The following is a 20679-nucleotide window of genomic DNA, read 5'->3' as shown; positions in this document are numbered from 1 at the left end:
CTCGTCCCGTCCTAAAGCCGGATCGGGAGGCGTACCTGGCGCCGCCCGACGCGATCGAGTGGGCGGCGCACGATCGTCCTGAGGTGCTCCTCGCCCGCCCGGGCTGGTCGCCGCCGTGGTATTCCCGTTTCAGGGCAGTCCCGCCCCGTGGCCGGTCGCCGCTTCGACAGCAATGCCCCCGACGAGGTCGTGCAGGATCTCGATTCGAACCTGTCTTCGCCCGGCGAGGCCCGCCGGATGGGACCGTTCCTGCCGCAACAGCGAACGCGAGCAAGGACTTAACAATCTTGCCGAGAGTGAAAAGCAGGGCTCTCCTGTACGGTTAGCATTCGCTTGAATGTGGGGCCTGGAAGCTGGGCGTCGCACGTAAACTCAAGCGGACCGCCGGAAGCTCGGTCGGTATGTTGCTCGACAATATCGTGTCTAATCACAAGGAAATATCATTTGAATCTTGCCTTCCTGGGCAAATAACATAACTCGTTGCACTGGGGCCCCTGTGAAGGGGTATTGCACGAGGGACGCACGCATGTCGGATACCGCAGCACCATCGCAAGCGAGCTACATTGAGAACACCGTCGATGTCGTCGCCGCCTATGTCTCGAACAACTCCATCCCCACGACAGAGCTGCCGGCCCTGATCGCCAGCGTGCACGAAGTTTTGAACGCGATCGCGGCCGGGACGACCAAGCCGGAGGTCGAAACGGTCGAGAAGCCGAGCCCGGCCCAGATCCGCAAGTCGATCCGTCCGGACGGGCTGATCAGCTTCATCGACGGCAAGTCGTACAAGACGCTCAAGCGCCATCTCACCAAGCACGGCCTCGATCCGCAGAGCTACCGCGAGCGCTACGGCCTGCCGGCGGATTATCCGACCACTTCGGCGAATTATTCCGCCCAGCGCTCCGCGCTCGCCAAGAGCCTCGGGCTCGGTCAGCCGGGCCGCGCCGTGGCGCCGGGCGAGCCGGAGCCCGAGCCGGAGCCCGTCCGCACCCGCCGCAAAGGGGGGACGACCGGGTCCAAGGGTCGCTCGCGCAAGCCGGCCGAGGTCGCCTGAGGATTCGCGCCGCGCACGGGTGATCCCGCGCCGCGACCCGTTCGTCAGGGGTTCGTGCGCGGCACCGTCTCAGAGGGAGGCGCGGCGGCCGAGCAGCCAGCCGCGCGCCCGCGCCACGAGGGCCGGACGCGCCTGGTCCGCCTCGTCCGCATCCACCATCGGCGAGGCCGCCAGCGCCGCCAGATAGGCGGTCTCCGTCTCCCGGCAGATCCGCAGGGCCGCGTCCGCGGCGAGCGAGGGGCTGGTCAGCGCCGCCTGCAGCGCGAAGTTCCGGTCGAGGCAGCCGCGCCAGGACGCGTAGTGCCGGCCGGCCTCGCCGGCCTCGGCCGCACCCGCGAGGCAGAGCATGAGGGATCCGGCGAGGCAGAGGGATCGGATCATGGTGAAGGCGCCGCTCAGGTTAAGCGGCAGTTTCGCGCGCGAAGCCTTAAGATCCCGCTAACCGTTCGTTCCGCCGACCCGTCCCGGATCGAGGAGCTGCCGGATCGAGGAGCTGCCGGATCGGGGATCTGCCTCGGGTCCGAGGATCAGCGGTTCGCCGTGGTGACCGGCGAGGAGACGCCGCCGAGGGAGACCCACGCTGTGGCGTCCTGGCTCTCGCGCTTGACGAAGACGTAGCCGGTGCGGTGCCAGGGCAGGATCTGGCTGGTCTTGTTGTCGAGCACGAGGTCGCCGCGGTCGGTGATCAGGGTGAGCACGGCATGGCCCTCGCCCTTCTCGTCGATCACGACCGTCATCCGCATGGCGCGCTTGGGCAGGCCGGCGGCGGCCAGCAGGTGGCGCTTGAGGAGCTGGAAGTCCTCGCAGTCGCCGATGCCGTCCTCGGCCAGATCCCAGCGGTCGGGCGTGCCCAGGTGATCCTGGTCGGTCATCGCCCGCACGCTCTTGTTCACGCGCTTGTTGACCGCGACGATCGTCGACCACAGGGCCGGCGTCAGGCTGATCCGGGCCGGCTCGTTCCGGTCCACCGCGCACTCGGCCCCGTAGGCCTGGCAGAACGTCACCCACGCGGCGATCGGCTTGGCCGCGCCGGTCGGCTCGGCGGTGCTGGGGACGCTCGGAAGCGCCGCGAAGGTCTGGGCGGCGGCGGGTGCCGCGGCGAGAGCCAGGGCGAGACCTGCCGCCAGGAAGCCCGCGCGGGTGCCGCGCCCCCGGGCCGTCGCCACATCCCGCCGCTTCGAAACCGCGAACCGCATGGCTTTTGATCCAACCCGTTAAGCTCTCGTTAACGAAAGCTCGCACGGGCCCGGCCGCACGGCAATCGGCGCCTTAACAAAAGGTTAACACTGTGGGCAAGTCGGGGCGGGATAGTCTGCCGGATCTGTCCCCGGAGCCGCGCCGGACCTTCGGGGGGCGCGAGAACGCCGGGTGCCCGCGTGGCGTTCCCGGCCCGCCGCTCAGGAGGCATCGGAGCCACGCCGCTGACTCAGGATCCGGACGAGTTCGCGCGCCTCGGCCGGCGGGCGGCGCTCCTGCCGCCGATAGGCCGACCCGTCCCGGCTGCGCGCCACCAGCTTCATTCCGGTGAGGCTCCGGCGAAGAATGGCCGGATCCTCGAAGCGGTGCTCCCGCCGCAACAGGGCGCTAACCGCGCGCTCGTCCAGCACGGTGGCCGGCGGCAGGCGCGCCCAGAGGCAGAGTTCCTGCACCGGCCGGCGCGACGGCCAACGGAGCAACAGCCCGGCAGCGTCGAACTGGAACAGGGCCCGCTCGACCAGACGGTGATCGGCCGTCTCCGGCGGGGGCGCCGCCTCAAGGCGTGCCCGGGCTAAATGGGCGGCTCGCAGGTGCTGGACGTTGCGAAAGCCCGCCGCCCGCGCCAGCATGTTCATCAGGCTCAAATGCCCGTGCGGAGGCGGCGCGGCCGTCATTTGCTGCGCCAAGGCGCGGGTGAAGCGGGAGAGGTCGTCCGCCGTGAGCGGGATGGTGTGTCTCGACATGTCGCATCCTCGGATGCCGCGGATCATGTCGTCGGTCGCTGGCTTGACGACGCGGCAGGGATGGACCGGTCGGGGCCGTCGGTGGATGGCAGGTTTAGCTTCCCGTGCGGGACAGCGACGCCTCGGTGTCTGCCGACCGTGACGAAATACCTATCACGCGGCGCAGGGGCCGGCAACGCGCCGGCCCGCGATCCTGATCCGCCGGGCCTAACCCACCGGCGCGTTGTGGATCTGCTCGAAGTCGAGCGCGGCCGTGTCGATCACGATCTGCGTCCGGCTGATCACTTCGAGCTTGCGCAGGATCTCGGAGACATGGGCCTTCACGGTCGAGTCGCCGACCTGCAGCTCGTGGGCGATCTGCTTGTTGAGCTTGCCCTGGCGGATCATCATCAGCACCCGCAACTGCTGGGGCGTCAGCCGGGCGATGCGCTCGGGCAGCGGCGCCTTGCGCGACTTCGCGGCCGTGGCCGGCGCCTCGGCGAGGCCCGGCGGGATCACGAGGGCGCCGCTCAAGACGTCGCTGATCGCGCGCGTCAGCGTTGCCTTGTCGACCGCCTTCGGCACGAAGCCCGCCGCGCCGTGCTGGAGCGCCTCGCGCATGATGCGCGGGTCCTCGTGGCCCGAGACGATGAGGATCGGCACCCGAGGGAAACGGGTGCGCAGGGTGACGAGCCCGTCGAAGCCGCTGACCCCCTGCATCGAGAGGTCGAGCAGAACGAGGTCGATGCCGCGCTCCTCGGCGAGCCGCGCGGCCGCCGCCGCGATCCCGTCCGCCTCGTGCAGCACCGCGTCCGAGTAGGCGAGCCGGATGGCGCCGGCCAGCGCGTCGCGGAACAGGGGGTGGTCGTCGACGATCAGCAGCTGCATGGGCGCGCTCCCACCGCGCTCGGGCCTCCCGCACCATGGAGGTTGGGCCGGCCGCCATTGTCCATGATGCGTGCGGGCCGGACAATGGCGGCCGAATTGGCCATTGGGCGGAGATGCGACGAGCTTTGCTGCCGGGACCCGCGCCGTTGCACGCATCGATCGCGCACGACATACTCTCTGCAGGGCTCACTGCCGGGAGAACGGGCAGAAGATGCCCGCCGCGCTGATCGAGCGGGGGCGGAGACGTGGGACAGGGAACGCGGATGCGCGCGCATCTGTGCGGCATCAGGACGGCCTGGACCGAGGCCGTGTCGCCCCGGACGGCCGCGGCCGAGATCGCCCGGGCGGTCGGCCCCGGCATGGTGCAGATCGTCCTGTTCTTCTCGCCCCACTACGATCCCGAGACCCTGCTGCGCGCGCTCGAGGCCGAGCTGCCGGGCGTGGCGATCGCCGGCTGCACCACCTCCGGCAACATCTGCCCCGAGGGCGGGCTCGACCGCGGTCTCGTGGCGATCGCCTTCCCGGACCAGGGCTTCCGCATCGTCTCGACGCTGCTCGACGGGATCGACGACCTCGACGTCGAGCGCACGGCCTCGACTGTCCGGGCGCTGCGCCGCAGCCTCAACCCGCACGGCGAGACGGTGCCGGAGCGCTGCTTCGCCCTCTCGCTGATCGACGGGCTCGCCAACGCCGAGGAGACGGTGGTCTCGGGCATCGCCTGGGCGCTGGACGGCATTCCCCTCGTCGGCGGCTCGGCGGGCGACGACCTCACCTTCCGGGACGCCGTGGTGCTGCATGGCGGGCGTATCCACCGGCGCGCCGCGGCACTGATCCTGGTCGAGACCGACTTCCCCGTTCAGATCTTCAAGAGCGACAATTTCGAGCCGACGGAGAAGAAATTCGTCGTCACCGCCTCGGACGGCGAGCGGCGCATCGTGCACGAGCTGAACGCCGAGCCCGCCGCGCGGGAATACGCCATGGCGGTCGGGCTCGACCCGGAGGGGCTCTCGCCGATGAGCTTTGCCGCCTACCCGCTCGCCGTGAAGGTCGGCGGCGAGTATTTCTGCCGCTCGATCCGGCGGCTCAACCCGGACGGCTCCCTGAGCTTCTTCTGCGCCATCGACGAGGGCGTGGTCCTGACGCTGGCCGAGCCCCGCGACATCGTGGCGGCGACGCGCGACGAGCTGGCCCGGCTCGACCACGCGCTCGGCGGCATCGACCTGATCATCGGCTTCGAGTGCGTGCTGCGCCGGCTCGACGCCGAGAGCCGGCAGGTGCGCCAGGGCATCGCCGACCTCTACCGCCGCTTCAACGTGGTCGGGTTCGAGACCTTCGGCGAGCAGTACCGGGCGATGCACCTCAACCAGACCTTCACGGGCATCGCCATCGGCCGGCGAGCGGAATGAGGGCCCGATGAACGCCCATGCCGGCGAGCCGGGTCCCGAGACCGAGGCCGAGCTGCGCCGCCGGGTGGCCAAGCTGGAGCGCATCAACGCGGCGCTCATGGCCCATGTCGAGCGCTCGACCGACCAGCAGGGCGGCGCCTACGCGCTGTTCCAGACCGCCATCACCCTGGAGGGCCGGGTCCGCAGCCGCACCGAGGCGCTGACCGGGCTGATGCGGGAACTGGAGCGCTCGAACGCGGCGCTGGTGGCCGCCAAGGAGGAGGCCGAGACCGCCAACCGGTCGAAGACCCGCTTCCTCGCCGCCGCCGGCCACGATCTGCTCCAGCCGCTCAACGCCGCCCGGCTCTCGCTCTCGGCGCTGGCCGACCTGCCGCTCGCGCCCGAGGCCGGCGCCATCGCGGGCCAGGTCGAGCGCGGTCTCCAGACGATCGAGGACCTGATCAAGACGCTCCTCGACATCTCGAAGCTCGATGCGGGCATCGTCCGGCCGGAGGTGCGGGCCCTCGCTCTGCCCGACCTCCTGGCGGAGTTGGCCGAGAGTTTCCGGCCCTTCGCCGAGCGCAAGGGTCTGCGGCTCGCGGTGCGCTGCCCGGACGTCGCGGTGGCGAGCGACGGCGTGCTGCTGCGGCGCATCCTGCAGAACCTCGTCTCGAACGCGGTGCGCTACACGGCCTCCGGCGGCGTGCTGCTCGTCGCCCGGCCCCGCGGCGAAGGCATCCGCATCGACGTGATCGATACCGGCTGCGGCATCGGCGCCGAGGAGCGGACGCTCGTCTTCGACGAGTTCTACCGCGGCGGCGGCAAGGGCAGCGGTCCGGAGGTGCAGGGCGAGCCGGGTCTCGGCCTCGGCCTCTCGATCGTGCGCCGCATGGCAGCCGCCCTCGGCCACCCGCTCGACCTCGCCTCGCGGCCCGGCCACGGCACCCGGGTCTCGCTGACGCTGCCGCCGAGCACCCTGCCGGTGGAGGCGCCGCCCGCGCCAGCGCCGGTCGCCACGCGCCTGTCGGGCGCGCACGTGCTCATCGTGGAGAACGACGCCTCTACGGCCGAGGCCCTGCGCCGCCTCCTGCAGAACTGGGACGCCGAGGTCTCGGCCTTCCGCGACCTCGCCGGCGTTCAGGCCGCGCTCGCCGCCGGCCTCCCCGATCCCGACATCCTCGTCCTCGACTACCATCTCGATGACGGCGCCTGCGGCCTCGACGTCGCCGCGTATCTGCGCGCCGTCTGCCCCGCGCCGCTGCCGGTGATCCTGACCACCGCGGACCACGCGCCGGAGATCGAGGCGCGGGCGGACCTCCTCGACGTGGAGTTGATGCGCAAGCCCGTGAAGCCGGCGCAGCTGCGCTCGCTGCTGACCTACATGCTGGCGTGAGGGCATCCTGGCCGCTGCAGGCAGCCTCTCCCTCCTCCGCAAGGGGGGAGGGAGAGTGCGCGCCTTGACGTGATCAGCCGGACCCCGCCTCCGCCCCACCCGGCGCCCGCACGGCGGCGAGCACGTGGACCCGGATTGCCGAGGACAGGTTCTGCGCCCCGCGTTCCGCGTCGATCGCGCCGATCAGCGCCTGGACCGACTGGCCGCGGGCACCCGCGATCTCGCGCAGGGCCTCCCAGAACGGTTCCTCCAGGGAGACGCTGGTCGGGTGGCCCGCGATCATCACCGAGCGCTTGCGGATGCCGCTCACGCCGGCGGGTCGTCCCGTTCCAGACGATGCCCTTCGTGGCGGGTCTCCTCCAGCGCCTTGCGCTTCTCCTGAAGGGTCTTCTGCTTCTTCGGGCGGCCGAAGGCCGCGCGGTTCTCGGCGGCCCGGGTGTCCTTCTCCGCCTTCTCCCGCGCCTTGCGGACCTGACGCAGGTTGATGATCTCGGCCATCGTCACCGCCTCCCGGATCTCGGGCCGGCGCGGGACAGATCCCTGCGCCGGCCGGCCGCTCACTCGGCGCTGGGCGCCAGCATGGTCTCGGGCCGTACCACGCGCTCGAACTCCTCGTCGGTCACGTAGCCGAGGCGCAGCGCCTCCTCCTTGAGGGTCGTGCCGTTCTTGTGCGCGGTCTTGGCGATCTCGGCCGCCTTGTCGTAGCCGATCGAGGGCGCGAGCGCGGTCACCAGCATCAGCGAGCGGCTCATCAGGTCACTGATCTTGTCCTCGTTGGCCTTGATGCCGACGACGCAGTTGTCGGCGAAGCTCACCGCGGCGTCCGCGAGCAGCCGCACCGATTGCAGCACCGCGTTGGCGATCACCGGCTTGAACACGTTGAGCTCGAAATTGCCCTGTGAGCCGGCGAACGACACGGTTGTGCCGTTGCCGATCACCTGGGCGCAGACCATCGTCAGCGCCTCGCACTGGGTCGGGTTGACCTTGCCGGGCATGATCGAGGAGCCGGGCTCGTTCTCAGGGAGCGACAGCTCGCCCAGTCCCGAGCGCGGGCCCGAGCCCAGGAAGCGGATGTCCTGGGCGATCTTGAACAGGCCGGCGGCGAGCGCCGAGAGCGCCCCTTGCGTGAAGACCAGCGCGTCGTGGGTGGCCAGCGCCTCGAACTTGTTGGCCGCCGAGGTGAAGGGCAGCCCTGTCAGCTCCGCGACCTTGGCGGCGAACTTCTCCGCGAATTCGGGATGCGCGTTGAGGCCGGTGCCGACCGCGGTGCCGCCCTGCGCCAGCGCCAGCACGCCCGGAAGGGTCGCCGCGACGCGCGAGCCGCCGAGCGCGACCTGGGCGACGTAGCCGGAGAATTCCTGGCCGAGCGAGACGGGCGTCGCGTCCTGCAGGTGGGTGCGGCCGATCTTGACGATGCTCTCGAAGGCCTTCGCCTTGGCGTCGAGCGCGCCGTGCAGGTGCGAGAGGGCGGGCAGCAGCCGCTCCTGGATCTCGCGGGCCACCGCGATGTGCATCGCGGTCGGGAAGGTGTCGTTCGAGGACTGGCCGCGGTTGCAATGGTCGTTCGGGTGAACGGGCGACTTGCCGCCGCGCTGGCCACCCAGGCGCTCATTGGCGAGGCTCGCGATCACCTCGTTGGCGTTCATGTTGGACTGCGTGCCCGAGCCCGTCTGCCAGACGACCAGCGGGAACTCGTCGTCGTGCTGGCCGGCCACCACCTCGGCGGCGGAGGCAGCGATCGCGTCGGCGATCTTCGGCTCGAGCGCGCCCAGATCCTTGTTCACCAGGGCGGCGGCCTGCTTGACGATGCCGAGCGCGTGCACGAGCGGCGCGGGCATGTGCTCGGTGCCGATCTTGAAGTTCTGGATCGAGCGCTGCGTCTGCGCGCCCCAGTACCGGTGGGCCGGAACCTCGATCGGGCCGAACGTGTCGGATTCCGTGCGGGTGGCGGTCTCGGTGGGCGACATCGTGGCCTCTACGTCTGGTGCAGTGCGGGACCTACTTAGCGAAGGCCGGGCCGAAACGCGAACCTGCCGCGCAGGCCTCCTGACAATCCGCGCGGGCTGTCGCCGCGCCCCCGGAAGCCCAACGGGACACCATGCCGACGACCGCCGAGACCCTGCCGGAGACGGCCGCGCCGACCCGCTTCCGCCCCGAGGTGCCCCGTCCGCGGCGCACGCCGATGGGCCTGTTCGAGTTCCTGCGGGCCGCCCGCGCCAACCCGCTCACCACCTGGATGGAGGACCACTTCACTCTGCCGCTGGTGGCGGGCGAGGGCGTGCTCGGGCGCGTCACGGTGGTGAGCGAGCCCAGCCTGATCCGCCACTTCCTGGTCGAGAACGCGGGTGCCTACCGCAAGGACGACCTGCAGCGGCGCGTGCTGGCGCCGGGCCTCGGCGAGGGCCTGCTGACCGCCGAAGGCGACGACTGGCGGCTCCAGCGGCGCACGCTCGCCCCCCTCTTCTCCGCCCGCACGGTGCGGGGCTTCGAGGCGGCGATGAACGCGGCCGGCGCGCGGCTTGCCCGGCGCCTCGTGCGGCGGGCCGGCAGCCAGATCGACGTCGGCCAGGAGATGGCCCGCGTCACCCTCGACGTGCTGGAGCGGACGATCTTCACCCATGGGCCGCAGAACGACCCGGACGCCTTGGCCCGCGCCATCACGCGCTTCCTCGAATCGGTCGGACCGGTCGATCCGCTCGACGTGTTCGGCGTGCCCGCCTTCGTGCCGCGGCTCGGGCGCATCAGGGCGCGGCCGGCCTTGCGCTACTTCGCCGAGGTGGTGGACGGGCTGATTGAGCACCGCCGCGCCGTGATGGCGCGGGGCGAAGCGCCGGAGGACCTGCTGACCCTGCTGCTCGCCGCGCAGGACCCCGAGACGGGCCAGGGGCTCGACGACCTCACGGTGAAGGCCAACATCGTCACCTTCATCGCCGCCGGCCACGAGACCACTGCCAACGCCCTGACCTGGGCGCTCTACTGCCTGTCGCAGGACGAGGCCGCGCTCGCCCGCCTGGAGGCGGAGGTGGACGCTGCCGCCGACCCGGAGGGCAACTTCGCCGCCGAGCGCCTGCCCTACGCAAAGGCCGTGATCGAGGAGGCGCTGCGGCTGTTCCCGCCCGCCGCCATCATCAGCCGGCAGGCGCTGAAGGAGGACCGGCTCGGCCGGGTGAAGGTGCCGCGCGGCTCGCTGGTGATGGTGTCGCCCTACGTGCTCCACCGCCACCGCGGCCTCTGGGACGACCCCGACGCCTTCGTGCCGGAGCGCTTCCTGGGCGAGGCCCGCGCGGCGATCCCACGCTTCGCCTACCTGCCCTTCGGGGCGGGGCCGCGCGTCTGCATCGGCCAGAGCTTCTCGCTGCAGGAGGCGGTGATCGTGCTGGCCCACATGGTGCGGGCGGTCCGCCTCGCCCTGCCGGCCGCCCATCCGCCGGTCACACCCGTGCAGCGGGTGACGGTGCGGCCGGGCCAGGGCCTGCGCATGGAGGCGGTCCGGCGCGCCGCCGCCGCCTGACCCGCCCCGGCTAGCTGCCTGCCAAGACGGAGCCGCCGACGAGGTCCGGGCGCCCACGGGCCGGGGCCGCACCCCGCCGCAACAGGCCTGCGCCCTGCACGAGCACCGCGATCAGCAGCAGCGCCGCGAAGAAATGCGGGTTGCCCGCGAGGTTCCACGGCCGCTCGTACAGGAGCCGCAGAAAGGGCATGTAGCTCGCCGCCAGGACCCACGAGGCGCCGAGCATCCAGAGGAGCGGCACGCTCCAGCCGTCCCGCGGCCGGTCGAGCAGCACCGCCAGGGCAATGACGTAGACCGGCAGCAGCGTGCCGTAGTGGAAGGGCCAGACGATCGGCGAGGCGATCGTGAAGCAGATCGAGGCGAGCGCGAAATCCGCGAGCGTGGCGGGCGTGCCCCGGCGCAGCCAGGCCGGGAGCAACGCCAGCGCCGTGAGGAGGCTGCCCCCTGCCAGCGTCGCCAGGTGCACGCTGCGGTAATAAGGCGCGTAGTAGTCCGCGTCGCGGGTCAGCACACCCTCGACGCCGCCGTCGGCGAGCCGGTGGGCGATGCCGTTGATCGACTCGTTGGCGTAGAGCCGCTCGCCCAGCCGCGACATGGTGCTCATCACCTCCAGATAGGCGAGGTTGTTGTGCAGCCCGAAGACCGCGACCGCCGCGAGCGCGGCCGGCACGGCGACGCAGAGGAAGCCCGCGCAGAAGGACCAGTTGCGCCACAGCACGGCCCAGAGCAGCAGCGCCCCGAGCTGCGGCTTGATCATCGCGGCGAGCGCGATCAGCGCGCCCGCGGCGGCGGTGCTGCCGCCGAGCCAGGCGAGGCAGGCGAGCGCGAAGAGGGCGTTGATCCAGAGCTGGATGTTGCCGTTCCGCAGGGCGTAGAAATCCGGGTAGAAGGCGAGCGCGAAGGCGAGCGCCGTCACCCCCACCACCAGGGCGCCCGCCCGCCCGCCCGCGGGCAAGCGGAGCACTGCCAGCAGGGCCACAGCCGCGGCGGCGATGCCGAAGGCCGCCAGGTTGATCGTGTTGAGGCTGCGGATGCTTCCGAGGCCCGCGTCTTCCAGAGCCGCGATCGGCAGCAGGCTGGTCAGCGGGTACTGGAACTTCTTGGTCTCGGTGAAATCAGACAGGTCGCCCGCCGCCCCGGTGGCGCCGGAAACCTGGAACTCCCGCAGGGTCTCCCAGAGGCGGTCGCCGGCCGGGCTCTCGTGGATGCGCAGCGCCAGCTTCATCGGCTTCCACGAATCGATCGCATCGTCGAGGAAGGTGCGGATGCCGGAGGGTGGCGCGACCGCCTCGTGGGCGGCCGGCAGCGCGCGCACGACCCGCTCCTTGAGCGCGACGCCCGCTGCGCTGAGCACCAGGCCGAGCAGCAGGCTCAGAGCGAGGACGCCCCACAGGCTCCGCCGCGCGTCGGGGGCCGGAGCGGCGCGCGGGACGGGCGGGGCGGCGAGGGCCGGAGAGGCCGCTGGCGGGGTCGCTGACATGGGGCTGATCCGGCTCCCTGAACGGCGGGCGTCGGCCGGTCCTGTCGGGTCCGTGCTGCCCGCCGGACCGCCAGGACGTCTGACCGCCAAGATGCCCGACCGCCAAAAACACCTCGGCGCACGAGGCTTATCGCGGCGCGGGGCCGCCGCCACCGTCTATCCGGGCGTAGTCTGTTCGGGGGAGGGATACGGACGCGCCCGATCGGGTTGGCCTCCCGCGCGGGCGGCTCAGGCCCCCGGCGGCGCGGCGCAGCGAGCCGGGCCCTCCACCAGCGCGATGCTCTTCACCGCAGCGAAGACCGGAAGACCGGGGCCGAGACCCATCTCGGCGAGGGAACGGCGGGTCAGGCGCACCACAAGGGCCGCGCCGCCGCAATCGAGGCGGACCTCCGTGCCGGGGTCGCCGGGCGCGGCGGCGCCGATCTCCGCGACCGTGCCGGCCAGCACGTTGAGCGCGCTCGTGCCCTCGGGCCGGGCGAGGCTGAGGGTCACGTCGCGGGCCGAGACGAGGATGCGCACGGGCGCGCCCACGCCCCGGTCGAGGAGCGGTACATGGAGGGGCCCCGCCGCCGTCGCGAGCCGCGTCAGCGCGAAGGCGGGATCGTGCGCCTCCACGGTGGCGGCGAGCACCGCGCCGGCCTCGCGGGCGGCGCGCAGCGGTCCCACGTCGAGGCGCGCGCTCACCGCGTCCACGGGGCCGCTCGCGACGACCCGGCCCGCCTCCAGCACCACGACCCGGTCGGCGAGCCGCACGACCTCGGGCAGGGCGTGCGAGACGTAGAGGATCGGCACGCCTCCGCGATCGCGCAGGCGCTCGAGGAAGGGCAGGATCTCGGCCTTGCGGGCCTCGTCCAGCGCCGCCAGCGGCTCGTCCATCAGGAGCAGGCGGGGCCGGGCCAGCAGCGCCCGGCCGATCGCCACCCGCTGCCGCTCGCCGCCGGAGAGCCCTGCCGGGCGGCGCGCGAGGAGGTGGCCGATGCCGAGGAGTCCCACCACGTCGTCGAAGCCGATCCCGTCGGTGCCGCGGGCGAGCCGGCGCCCGAACAGCAGGTTGCCGCGCACGTCGAGATGCGGGAACAGCCGGCTCTCCTGGAAGACGTAGCCGACGCGGCGGCGGTGCGGCGGCACGAAGCGTCCCGTCTCCGTGTCCACCAGCGTCTCGCCGTCGAGGGTCACGCGGGCCCGCTCGGGGCGCACCAGCCCGGCGACGACGTCGATGAGCGTGGTCTTGCCCGAGCCGGAGCGCCCGAACAGGGCCGTGACGCCGCTCTCCGCCTCGAAGGCGGCGTCGAGCCGGAAGGCGCCCTGCCGGTGCGCGACCGCGACGGACAGCCCGCTCATGGCTGAGCCCCACTCATGGGTGAGCCCCGCTCACGCCGCGAGCCGGCGGGCGACGCCGCGGGCGAGCAGCTCCGAGAGGACGAGCGCTGCCATCGAGACGGCGATCGAGATCAGGGTTAGGCGCATCGCCCCGGCCTCGCCGCCCGGCACCTGGGTCAGGGTGTAGATGGCCGACGGCAGGGTCTGGGTCTCGCCGGGGATGTTCGACACGAAGGTGATGGTAGCGCCGAACTCGCCCATCGCCTTGGCGAAGCAGAGCACGAGGCCCGCCAGGATGCCGGGCAGGATCAGCGGCAGGGTCACCCGGGCGAAGACCTGCACCGGGTTCGCCCCGAGGGTCGCGGCCGCCTGTTCGAGCTTGCCGTCCACCGCCTCGATCGACAGGCGGATCGCCCGCACCAGCAGCGGAAAGCCCATCACCGCGCAGGCGAGCGCCGCGCCTGTCCAGCGGAACGCGAACACGATGCCGAACTCGGCGAGCACGCTGCCCACCGGCCCGCGCCGTCCGAAGGCGAGGAGCAGCAGGTAACCGGTCACCACCGGTGGCAGCACCAGGGGCAGGTGCACGGCCATGTCGAGGAGCGTCCGGCCCCAGAACCGGCCCCGCGCGAGCAGGTAGGCCACGCCGAGGCCGAGCGGCAGGCTCGCTAGCGTGCCGGTGGTCGCCACCAGCAAGCTGAGGCGCAGGGCCTGCCACTCCTCGGGTGTCAGCCAGCCCGTCACCGCAGCGGTCACGGTATCGGTCACTGGGCCGCGGTGGTCGCGCGGTTCAGCACCGTGAAGCCCTGCTTCTCGAAGGCCGCCTTGGCGGCGGGCCCGCGCAGGTAGGCGAGCAGGGCCGCCGCGTCGGGATTGGCCGAGTCCTTGGTGATCGCCACCGGGTAGACGATCGGCGGGTGGCTGTCGGCCGGGAAGGTCGCGACGATCCGCACGTTGGCGTCGGCGGCGGCGTCGGTGGCGTAGACGATGCCGAGCGGCGCCTCGCCGCGGGAGACCAGGAGCAGCGCCGCGCGCACGCTCTCCGCTTGCGCCACCCGGTCCTTCACGCCCGCCCAGGCGCCGAGCTTCTCCAGGGCCGCCTTGCCGTACTTGCCGGCGGGCACCGCCTCGACGTTGCCCATGGCGAGCCGTCCCGAGCCCAGGGCCGCCGCGAGGTCGAGGCCCGGCCCCATCCGCACCTCGGTCCTCGCATCCTTCGGGGCGATCAGCACGATGCTGTTGGCGAGCAAGCTCACGCGCGTGTCGGGCCGGATGAGGTTCTGCTTGGCGAGGTAGTCCATCCAGTCGAGGTCGGCGGAGAAGAACAGGTCGGCGGGCGCGCCCTGCTCGATCTGCTTGGCCAGCGTGTTCGAGGCCGCGTAGGAGACCCGCGGCGCCGGCTTGCCCTCCCTGGCGTAGGCGCCCGCGATGTCGTCGAGCGCGTTCTTCAGGCTGGCTGCCGCGAAGACCGTGACGGGCTCGGCCGCCCAGGCCGGTCCCGCTCCCAGCAGGGCAGAGGCGACGAGGGCGGCCAGGAAGCCGCTGCGGGTGAGCGTGCGCATGGAGATCCGTCCTCGATCCGAAGCGATCCGGCGGGCATGCCGCGCCCCGGGCGTCGCGCTATATACAGCCGGACATAGCCCCGACCAGGGGCGGCGCGGAAGAGGCGATGACCCGTCTGAGCATCCGGATCGATCTCGGCCCCGGTCACCGGGTCGGCCCCGGCAAGGTTCGGTTGCTGGAGGCGGTAGCCGAGCACGGCTCGATCTCGGCCGCCGGCCGGGCGCTCGGCATGTCCTACCGGCGCGCCTGGACCCTGATCGAGGCGCTGAACGCCGGCTTCGGCCGGCCGGTGGTCGAGGCCCAGGCGGGCGGCCGGGCCGGGGGCGGGGCCCGCCTCTCATCCTTCGGCGCCGGGCTCGTGGCGGATTACCGGGCGCTGGAGCGCGCGGCCGAGCGGGCGGCCGCCCCCTTCCTGGCGCGCCTGTCCGGTCCGGACGATGCGCCCCGGGACCACCCGGCGCAAGAGAATCCAGCCGATATCGCGCAGGAATACTAGGTCCGGGCGAACGATGTGCCGATCAGTCCTCGATCGCGCATCGTTCGCGCAACATACATTGAATTCGCGCGCCAAGTGAGATGCCTTGAGCCAATCCGATGATTTTGAGAAGAGAGATAGAAATATCCGCGGACGGATCGGCTCGCTTCATCGCTCGATCGTTGGGTCGCGGAGCCCGGAAGCAGGTTCTTAACCATGCGCGCGCTAGAGTCGGGACCATAAGGAAACGCTTGGTCGTCTATCCTTAAGGCCTGCCAGGCCGGTCAGGAGCCAGCCGCATGCAGATCGACCTCGCGACGCTCTGGTACCTGACCATCGGGACGCTGCTCGTCTCGGCGGCGCTGACGCTGTGGGAGCGGCAGGCCCATCCCCGGCGCGCGCGCGAGCTCGGGACCTGGGGGGGGGCCTGCGCGGTCTTCGCCTTCGGCTGCGTGGTCGCGATGAACCGCGGCCTGCTGCCCGGTGCGACCGGCGCGGCGCTCACGAACCTCCTGATGGTGCTGGGCTACCTGATGGTGCTGCACGGAGCGGCCCGCCTCGACGGTCCGGCCCGCTTCCGGGGCTCGGCGGCGGCGCTCGCCGCGCTCGCCCTCCTCTGGGCGGTCGCGGGCTGGCGCTTCGAGGCGGCGTTCTGGAACCACGTCGCCGCGCTGCCGATCGCGCTCGCCTGCGGCCTGACCGCCTGGACGCTCCTGCGCAGCCGCACGATCCGGGGCCTGCGCTCGCGGCCGGTCGCGGTCGCGGTCTCGGCCGGGCACGGCCTGTTCTACCTCCTGCGCGGGCTGGTGGCGCCCGTCCTCGCCGAGCGCTACGGGCCGGGCCTGCTGCCGGTCTTCGCCAAGGTCACGATGTACGAGGCGGTGCTCTACTCCGTCGCCATGCCGATGACCTTCCTGGCGCTGGTGCGCGAGGAGGCGCAGGCCCAGCTCCTTGCGGCGGCGCGCACGGATTTCCTCACCGGGCTGGCCAACCGTCAGGGCTTCTTCGAGCAGGGCGCGCGGATGCTCGCGGAGCGGGTGGCGGACCGGCCGGTCGCGCTCCTCGCCTTCGACCTCGACCATTTCAAGCGCATCAACGACCATCACGGGCACGCGGCGGGCGACGCGGTGCTCGCCCTGTTCGCCCGCGTGGCCCGGGACGTGGCCGGCCCGGACGCCCTGGTGGCCCGCCTCGGAGGCGAGGAGTTCGCGGCCCTCCTGCCACGGCAGAGCGGGCGCACGGCGCGACAGATCGGCGAGGGCGTCGCGCGCCTCTTCGCGGAGGCCGTCGCCCACCGCGACGGGCCCGGCATCCCGGCGACCGTCAGCGTGGGCCTGGCGGAGGCGGGTCCGGCGCACGCCGACCTCGCGAGCCTGCTCTCGGCGGCCGACCGCGCGCTCTACCAGGCGAAGGCACGGGGGCGGAACCGCGTCGAGGTCGCGGCCGCGGCCTGAGCCGGCTCAGGCGCCCCCCTCCGGCAGCGTGACCGTCCAGGGCTCCTCGTAGACGTATTCCTCGAGGTTCACCCCCGGGCCGCCGCGGTCGATCACCAGGAAGTCCTGGGCCGCGCCGATGGGGGTCAGCACCCCGTGCCACGTGCCCGCATCGTAGCAGACGCCCTGGCCGGGCGCGGTGAGGAAGGCCTGCGGCCGACCCGGCCGGCCCCCCTCGTCCGGGCAGACCACGACGAGGAAGGGGGAGGCGTCGAGCGGCACGAAGGCCTGGGCGCCGAGGGGGTGGCGCTCGACGAGGCTGAACACCAGCGGCACCGGGTAGGGCTCAGCCTCGACATGGCCGATCACCACGGTGCTCTCCGCGCCCAGCACCGGCACCGCCGCGAGGTCGTGGAAGCGGCGCGCCCGGCCGGCATTCATCGGGCGCGGGGCAACCGCGGCCTTGTCGATCACCGTGCCGAAGGGCCGGAAGGCCTCCGCGGTGAGGAGGTGCGCCGCGAGGGTCCGCCCGCTCACCGGCCGAGCCCGCGGGGATTCAGGGCGGCGTGGCGGTTCACGTCCTTGTAGAGCAGGTAGCGAAAGGGGCCGGGGCCGCCCGCGTAGCAGGCCTGCGGGCAGAAGGCGCGCAGCCACATGAAGTCGCCGGCCTCGACCTCGACCCAGTCGCGGTTGAGCCGGTAGACCGCCTTGCCCTCCAGAACGAACAGGCCGTGCTCCATCACGTGCGTCTCCTCGAACGGGATCGAGGCGCCGGGGCGCATGGCGACGATGTTGACGTGCATGTCGTGGCGCACGTCGTCGGAGGCGACGAAGCGGGTGGTGGCCCAGGCGCCGTCCGTGCCCGGCATCGGGACGGGATCCTCGCGGCTCTCGTGGGTGACGAAGCTCTCGGGCGCCGCGATGCCCGGCACCCGCTCGTAGGCCTTGCGGATCCAGTGGAAGCGGGCGGCCGCGCCCTCCGCGTTGCGCAGGGACCACGCGGCGCCCGGCGCGAGATAGGCGTAGCTGCCGGGGCGCAGGCCGTGCTCGTGCCCGTCGAGCGTCAGGCTTGGGCGCCCCTCCACCACGAAGAGCACGCCTTGCGCTTGCCCGTCGGGCTCGGGGCTCGCGCTGCCGCCGCCGGGGGCGACCTCCATCAGGTACTGCGCGAAGGTCTCGGAGAAGCCCGAGAGCGGGCGCGACAGCATCCAGGCGCGCGTGCCCTCCCAGAAGGGCAAGACCGAGGTGACGATGTCGCTCATCACGCCCTTGGGGATGACGGCGTAGGCCTCGGTGAACACGGCCCGGCCGGTCATCAGCGCGGTCTGGGGCGGAAGGCCGCCGCAGGGCGGGTTGTAGGGGGAGGCGGTCATCGAAAAAATCCTCTCTCAGGCCGGCAGGATATCGCGCAGCCGCCGCAGCGCCTGCGCCTCGGCCGCCTGCGGGGTGAGGCCGGCAGTCAGGATCGCGGCGCGCTCCGCCTCGGAGCCGGCGCGGAAGGCGCGGCAGAGAGCGTTGTGCAGGCCGAGCGCGGTGTCGTGGGCGCTGCCGAGTTCCAGCGCGAAGGCGCGCTCGGCCACCCAGGCGCCGCCCGCGAACACGTCCCGGAAGTGGGCGACGAAGCTCTCTTGGTCCATCCGCGACGGCCGGAGCGCGGGTGCCGCGTAGGGGTGGCGCGCCTGCCAGTGGCGGGCGATGTCGATGCGCTTGGCGAACCAGACCCCGTCGTGGCCGCGCACGTAGTCGAGGAAGCGGGCGAGCGCCAGGGCCCGGCCCGGGCGCCCGACGAGGCGGCAGTGCAGGCCGATATTCATCATGCCCGGCCGGCCGGCCGCGCCCTCGGCGTAGAGCGCGTCGAACGTGTCCTTCAGGTAGCCGAGGAACTGGTCGCCGTTGGCGAAGCCCGCCGGCGTCGAGAAGCGCATGTCGTTGGCGTCGAGGGTGTAGGGCACGATCAACTGCGGGCGGATCGGCCGCCCGTGGCCGTCATGGTCGAGCCAGTAGGGCAGGTCGTCGGCGTAGGTGTCGGATACGTAGGCGAAGCCGCCCTCCTCGGCGACGAGCCGCACCGTGTCGGCCGAGGAGCGGCCGGTGTACCAGCCGGTCGGGCGCGCGCCCGTCACCTCCGTGTGCAGGCGGATCGCCGCCTCGATGTCCCGGCGCTCGTCCTCCGGCGAATGGGCCCGGTAGTCGATCCAGCGCAGGCCGTGCGAGGCGATCTCCCAGTCGGCCGCCTGCATCGCCGCGACCTGCTCGGGCGAGCGCGCCAGGGCGGTGGCGACGCCGTAGACCGTGACCGGGATCTCCAGGCCGGTCAGCAGCCGGTGCAGGCGCCAGAACCCGGCCCGCGCGCCGTACTCGTAGAGGGATTCCATGTTCCAGTGGCGCAGGCCCGGCCAGGGCACGGCCGAGACGATCTCGGAGAGGAAGGCCTCGGAGGCCGCGTCCCCGTGCAGGATCGCGTTCTCGCCACCCTCCTCGTAGTTCAGGACGACCTGCACGGCCACGCGCGCGCCGCCCGGCCAGTCCGGGTCGGGCGGGTTCGCCCCGTAGCCGCGCATGTCCCGCACGTAGCGCATCATCCAGGTCCCCGGTCGGCGTCCCGGTCGAAGGGTCGGCCGGGAAGCGCGGTATAGCCCCGCCGCGGAGCCGCTACCACCAGTTCCCGCCGGGCGCGGCGGGCTCGGGGCGGGCGCCGCCCGGGCGCAGGGAGCGGTCGAGGGCGGCCAGGATCGCCCGCACCGCCGCCTCGCTCCGGGGATCGGCCGGGTCGCGCGGGCGGGGCAGGGGCAGGCCCACGGTCTCGTCGAGGCGGCCAGGCTTGGGGCGCATCACCACGGCCCGGTCGGCGAGCGCCACCGCCTCGCCGACGTCGTGGGTGACGATGAGGATGGTGGGCCGCGTCTCCGACCAGAGGGCGAGCAGGTGGCCGTGCAGGTCGCGGCGGGTGAAGGCGTCGAGCGCCGAGAACGGCTCGTCGAGGAGCAGCACCCGCGGATGCGCCACGAAGGCACGGGCGATGGAGACCCGCTGCTGCTGCCCGCCCGAGAGTTCCCGCGGCCAGCGCCGGGCGTGCTCGGCGAGCCCGACGCGCTCCAGCGCGTGGCCGACCCGGGAGGCCCGCTCGGCCCGCGGCAGGTCGGCGAGGCCGAAGCCGACATTGCCGGCGACGTCGAGCCAGGGCAGCAGGCGCGGCTCCTGGAAGACGAGGCCGACGCCCGGATGGGGCGCCCCGATCACCTCGTCGTCCAGGCGCACCCGGCCGGCGCTCGCCCGGTCGAGCCCCGCGATCAGGCGCAGCAGGGTGGTCTTGCCGCAGCCCGAGCCGCCGACCAGCGCGACGATCTCCCCAGCCGGCACCGCGAGATCGATCTCCGCCAGCGCCCGGGTGCCGTCCGCGTAGGTCTTCGACAGGGTCTCGATGCTGAGCACGGGGCCTCACGCTCTCTCAAGGCTTCGCCGCGGCGCGCCCGCCTCGGACCGGCATCCCGGGCGGCGGCAGCGGCGCCCGAGCGGTGCGGCCTGTCGCCCGAATGGCACGGCCGGCCGCTCCGGCCAATGCTACAGGGTGACGGGTACTCGGGCAGCGATTCGGCGGACGGTCTTGGCACGCTTCGGTCTCATCGCCCTCGCGCTCCTGGCGACCTCTCCCTCCGCGGCGCGGGCGGCCGATCCCCACGAGCGTCACGTCCTGACCCCAGCCCCCGCCCCGATCACCGGGCGCTTCCTCGCGACCTGCGAGGATCTCGGCCGCTTCTGCTTCGCCGAAGGGTGCGGGCGCGACCAGATCGACGCGGCGCTGGCCTGCCGGGCGGCCTGCCCGTCCTCCGCCGTGATGACGGTGCAGCCCGTTGCCTGCCCGATCCCCGGCCCGCCGGTCCGCGTGGTGCTGCGCCGGCGCGGGTGAGCCGCCGGACGAGACCGAACGACAGTCTTCGCCCGCTGTAGCCGGGATGACACGGGAGATTGTCTCCGCAGGAATTCGCGACCGGGGCGGAAACGAAGGCGCGCGGCGCGCATTGACGTCCGCCACCTCACCCCGCGCCTCCCCGATGCGGCGCGAAACCACGCTTCCTGCGGCGGAACACGAACGTGATGTCAAAGAACGACCTGCAGCCGCCCCAGTCCGGCCCCGGCCGCAACCCCGTCCTCCACGGCGTCGCGCACGGTCTGGCGAAGCTGTTCCCGCCCGTCGAGCAGCCGCAGGCGCGCGGGCGCGAGACGGAGCGCCGCGCCGACGCCCGCCAGGGTCGCGACTGAG

Annotated in this window: 22 protein-coding genes and 1 pseudogene; 8 read left to right on the top strand and 15 right to left on the bottom strand. The window is 72.6% G+C overall.

Annotated elements, in window-relative coordinates; all coding sequences use genetic code 11:
• Positions 1-526: 526 nt before the first annotated feature.
• Complete coding sequence (locus tag DK427_RS03045) at positions 527-1051, top strand: Ros/MucR family transcriptional regulator (RefSeq protein WP_109949973.1); 525 nt, start codon at positions 527-529, stop codon at positions 1049-1051.
• 69 nt (positions 1052-1120) lie between these two features.
• Here the strand turns inward: DK427_RS03045 and DK427_RS03040 are convergent, their stop codons facing one another.
• The 4 genes from DK427_RS03040 to DK427_RS03025 all read right to left on the bottom strand — a co-directional run bounded on the left by DK427_RS03040 (position 1121) and on the right by DK427_RS03025 (position 3858).
• A complete protein-coding gene (locus DK427_RS03040; protein ID WP_109949972.1) occupies positions 1121-1432 on the bottom strand; it encodes a hypothetical protein in 312 nt (103 codons plus the stop codon).
• Between the two features lie 146 nt (positions 1433-1578).
• Positions 1579-2247, bottom strand: a complete 669-nt coding sequence (locus DK427_RS03035; protein ID WP_109949971.1) for a transglutaminase-like cysteine peptidase — start codon at positions 2245-2247, stop codon at positions 1579-1581.
• Between the two features lie 201 nt (positions 2248-2448).
• Positions 2449-3018, bottom strand: a complete 570-nt coding sequence (locus tag DK427_RS03030) for a DUF2087 domain-containing protein (protein WP_245930778.1) — start codon at positions 3016-3018, stop codon at positions 2449-2451.
• Between the two features lie 180 nt (positions 3019-3198).
• A complete protein-coding gene (locus tag DK427_RS03025) occupies positions 3199-3858 on the bottom strand; it encodes a response regulator (RefSeq protein ID WP_109949969.1) in 660 nt (219 codons plus the stop codon).
• 263 nt (positions 3859-4121) lie between these two features.
• Between DK427_RS03025 and DK427_RS03020 the strand changes: the two genes are divergently transcribed.
• Both DK427_RS03020 and DK427_RS03015 read left to right on the top strand, forming a co-directional pair.
• Positions 4122-5264, top strand: a complete 1143-nt coding sequence (locus DK427_RS03020; RefSeq protein WP_204165253.1) for an FIST signal transduction protein — start codon at positions 4122-4124, stop codon at positions 5262-5264.
• A gap of 7 nt (positions 5265-5271) precedes the next feature.
• Positions 5272-6636, top strand: a complete 1365-nt coding sequence (locus tag DK427_RS03015; RefSeq protein WP_109949967.1) for an ATP-binding response regulator — start codon at positions 5272-5274, stop codon at positions 6634-6636.
• Between the two features lie 73 nt (positions 6637-6709).
• On the opposite strand, the gene DK427_RS03010 is transcribed toward DK427_RS03015, so the two are convergent.
• The 3 genes from DK427_RS03010 to fumC are packed head-to-tail and all read right to left on the bottom strand — an operon-like array spanning position 6710 to position 8603.
• Positions 6710-6946: a ribbon-helix-helix domain-containing protein gene (locus DK427_RS03010; protein ID WP_281276974.1), complete on the bottom strand. Its 237-nt coding sequence runs from the start codon at positions 6944-6946 to the stop codon at positions 6710-6712.
• Entirely contained in the window at positions 6943-7134 is a 192-nt protein-coding gene (locus tag DK427_RS03005) for a DUF4169 family protein (RefSeq protein ID WP_109953965.1), read from the bottom strand. Before DK427_RS03005 ends, DK427_RS03010 begins: the two co-directional genes overlap by 4 nt.
• A gap of 59 nt (positions 7135-7193) precedes the next feature.
• A complete protein-coding gene (gene fumC / locus DK427_RS03000) occupies positions 7194-8603 on the bottom strand; it encodes a class II fumarate hydratase (RefSeq protein WP_109949966.1) in 1410 nt (469 codons plus the stop codon).
• A gap of 131 nt (positions 8604-8734) precedes the next feature.
• On the opposite strand from fumC, the gene DK427_RS02995 reads away from it, so the two are divergent.
• Complete coding sequence (locus DK427_RS02995) at positions 8735-10147, top strand: cytochrome P450 (protein ID WP_109949965.1); 1413 nt, start codon at positions 8735-8737, stop codon at positions 10145-10147.
• A 10-nt stretch (positions 10148-10157) separates the two neighbouring features.
• Here DK427_RS02995 and DK427_RS02990 read toward each other — a convergent pair whose 3' ends face one another.
• From DK427_RS02990 to modA, 4 genes are all read right to left on the bottom strand, one after another.
• Complete coding sequence (locus DK427_RS02990; RefSeq protein ID WP_109949964.1) at positions 10158-11627, bottom strand: glycosyltransferase 87 family protein; 1470 nt, start codon at positions 11625-11627, stop codon at positions 10158-10160.
• 228 nt (positions 11628-11855) lie between these two features.
• Positions 11856-12968 carry a molybdenum ABC transporter ATP-binding protein gene (gene modC, locus DK427_RS02985; RefSeq protein ID WP_109949963.1) on the bottom strand — a complete coding sequence of 371 codons (1113 nt, stop codon included), beginning with the start codon at positions 12966-12968 and terminating at the stop codon, positions 11856-11858.
• A 30-nt stretch (positions 12969-12998) separates the two neighbouring features.
• Positions 12999-13691 carry a molybdate ABC transporter permease subunit gene (gene modB / locus DK427_RS02980; protein WP_109953964.1) on the bottom strand — a complete coding sequence of 231 codons (693 nt, stop codon included), beginning with the start codon at positions 13689-13691 and terminating at the stop codon, positions 12999-13001.
• A gap of 20 nt (positions 13692-13711) precedes the next feature.
• Positions 13712-14509: a molybdate ABC transporter substrate-binding protein gene (gene modA / locus DK427_RS02975; RefSeq protein WP_109949962.1), complete on the bottom strand. Its 798-nt coding sequence runs from the start codon at positions 14507-14509 to the stop codon at positions 13712-13714.
• A gap of 107 nt (positions 14510-14616) precedes the next feature.
• Between modA and DK427_RS02970 the strand changes: the two genes are divergently transcribed.
• A complete protein-coding gene (locus DK427_RS02970; protein WP_109949961.1) occupies positions 14617-15006 on the top strand; it encodes a winged helix-turn-helix domain-containing protein in 390 nt (129 codons plus the stop codon).
• Between the two features lie 278 nt (positions 15007-15284).
• Positions 15285-16439 carry a GGDEF domain-containing protein gene (locus tag DK427_RS02965; RefSeq protein ID WP_109949960.1) on the top strand — a complete coding sequence of 385 codons (1155 nt, stop codon included), beginning with the start codon at positions 15285-15287 and terminating at the stop codon, positions 16437-16439.
• A 6-nt stretch (positions 16440-16445) separates the two neighbouring features.
• On the opposite strand, the gene DK427_RS02960 is transcribed toward DK427_RS02965, so the two are convergent.
• The 4 genes and pseudogenes from DK427_RS02960 to DK427_RS02945 form a co-directional block, all read right to left on the bottom strand.
• Complete coding sequence (locus tag DK427_RS02960) at positions 16446-16955, bottom strand: ureidoglycolate lyase (protein ID WP_109949959.1); 510 nt, start codon at positions 16953-16955, stop codon at positions 16446-16448.
• A complete protein-coding gene (locus tag DK427_RS02955) occupies positions 16952-17791 on the bottom strand; it encodes a bifunctional allantoicase/(S)-ureidoglycine aminohydrolase (RefSeq protein ID WP_109949958.1) in 840 nt (279 codons plus the stop codon). Before DK427_RS02955 ends, DK427_RS02960 begins: the two co-directional genes overlap by 4 nt.
• A gap of 45 nt (positions 17792-17836) precedes the next feature.
• Positions 17837-18997 (bottom strand): annotated as a pseudogene (gene puuE / locus DK427_RS02950) (allantoinase PuuE); the annotation flags it as partial.
• A gap of 73 nt (positions 18998-19070) precedes the next feature.
• Positions 19071-19850 carry an ABC transporter ATP-binding protein gene (locus DK427_RS02945; protein ID WP_109949957.1) on the bottom strand — a complete coding sequence of 260 codons (780 nt, stop codon included), beginning with the start codon at positions 19848-19850 and terminating at the stop codon, positions 19071-19073.
• A 172-nt stretch (positions 19851-20022) separates the two neighbouring features.
• Between DK427_RS02945 and DK427_RS02940 the strand changes: the two genes are divergently transcribed.
• Positions 20023-20325 carry a hypothetical protein gene (locus DK427_RS02940; protein ID WP_109949956.1) on the top strand — a complete coding sequence of 101 codons (303 nt, stop codon included), beginning with the start codon at positions 20023-20025 and terminating at the stop codon, positions 20323-20325.
• 188 nt (positions 20326-20513) lie between these two features.
• Positions 20514-20678 (top strand): hypothetical protein, encoded by a 165-nt coding sequence (locus DK427_RS25960; protein WP_162559644.1) that lies wholly within the window; start codon positions 20514-20516, stop codon positions 20676-20678.
• Position 20679 lies beyond the last annotated feature (1 nt).

It is taken from the genome of Methylobacterium radiodurans (assembly GCF_003173735.1).
GTDB classification, from domain to species: Bacteria; Pseudomonadota; Alphaproteobacteria; order Rhizobiales; family Beijerinckiaceae; genus Methylobacterium; species Methylobacterium radiodurans.
The sequence above is the reverse complement of the archived record's forward strand: the minus strand, read 5'-3'. Positions and strand labels throughout refer to the sequence as shown.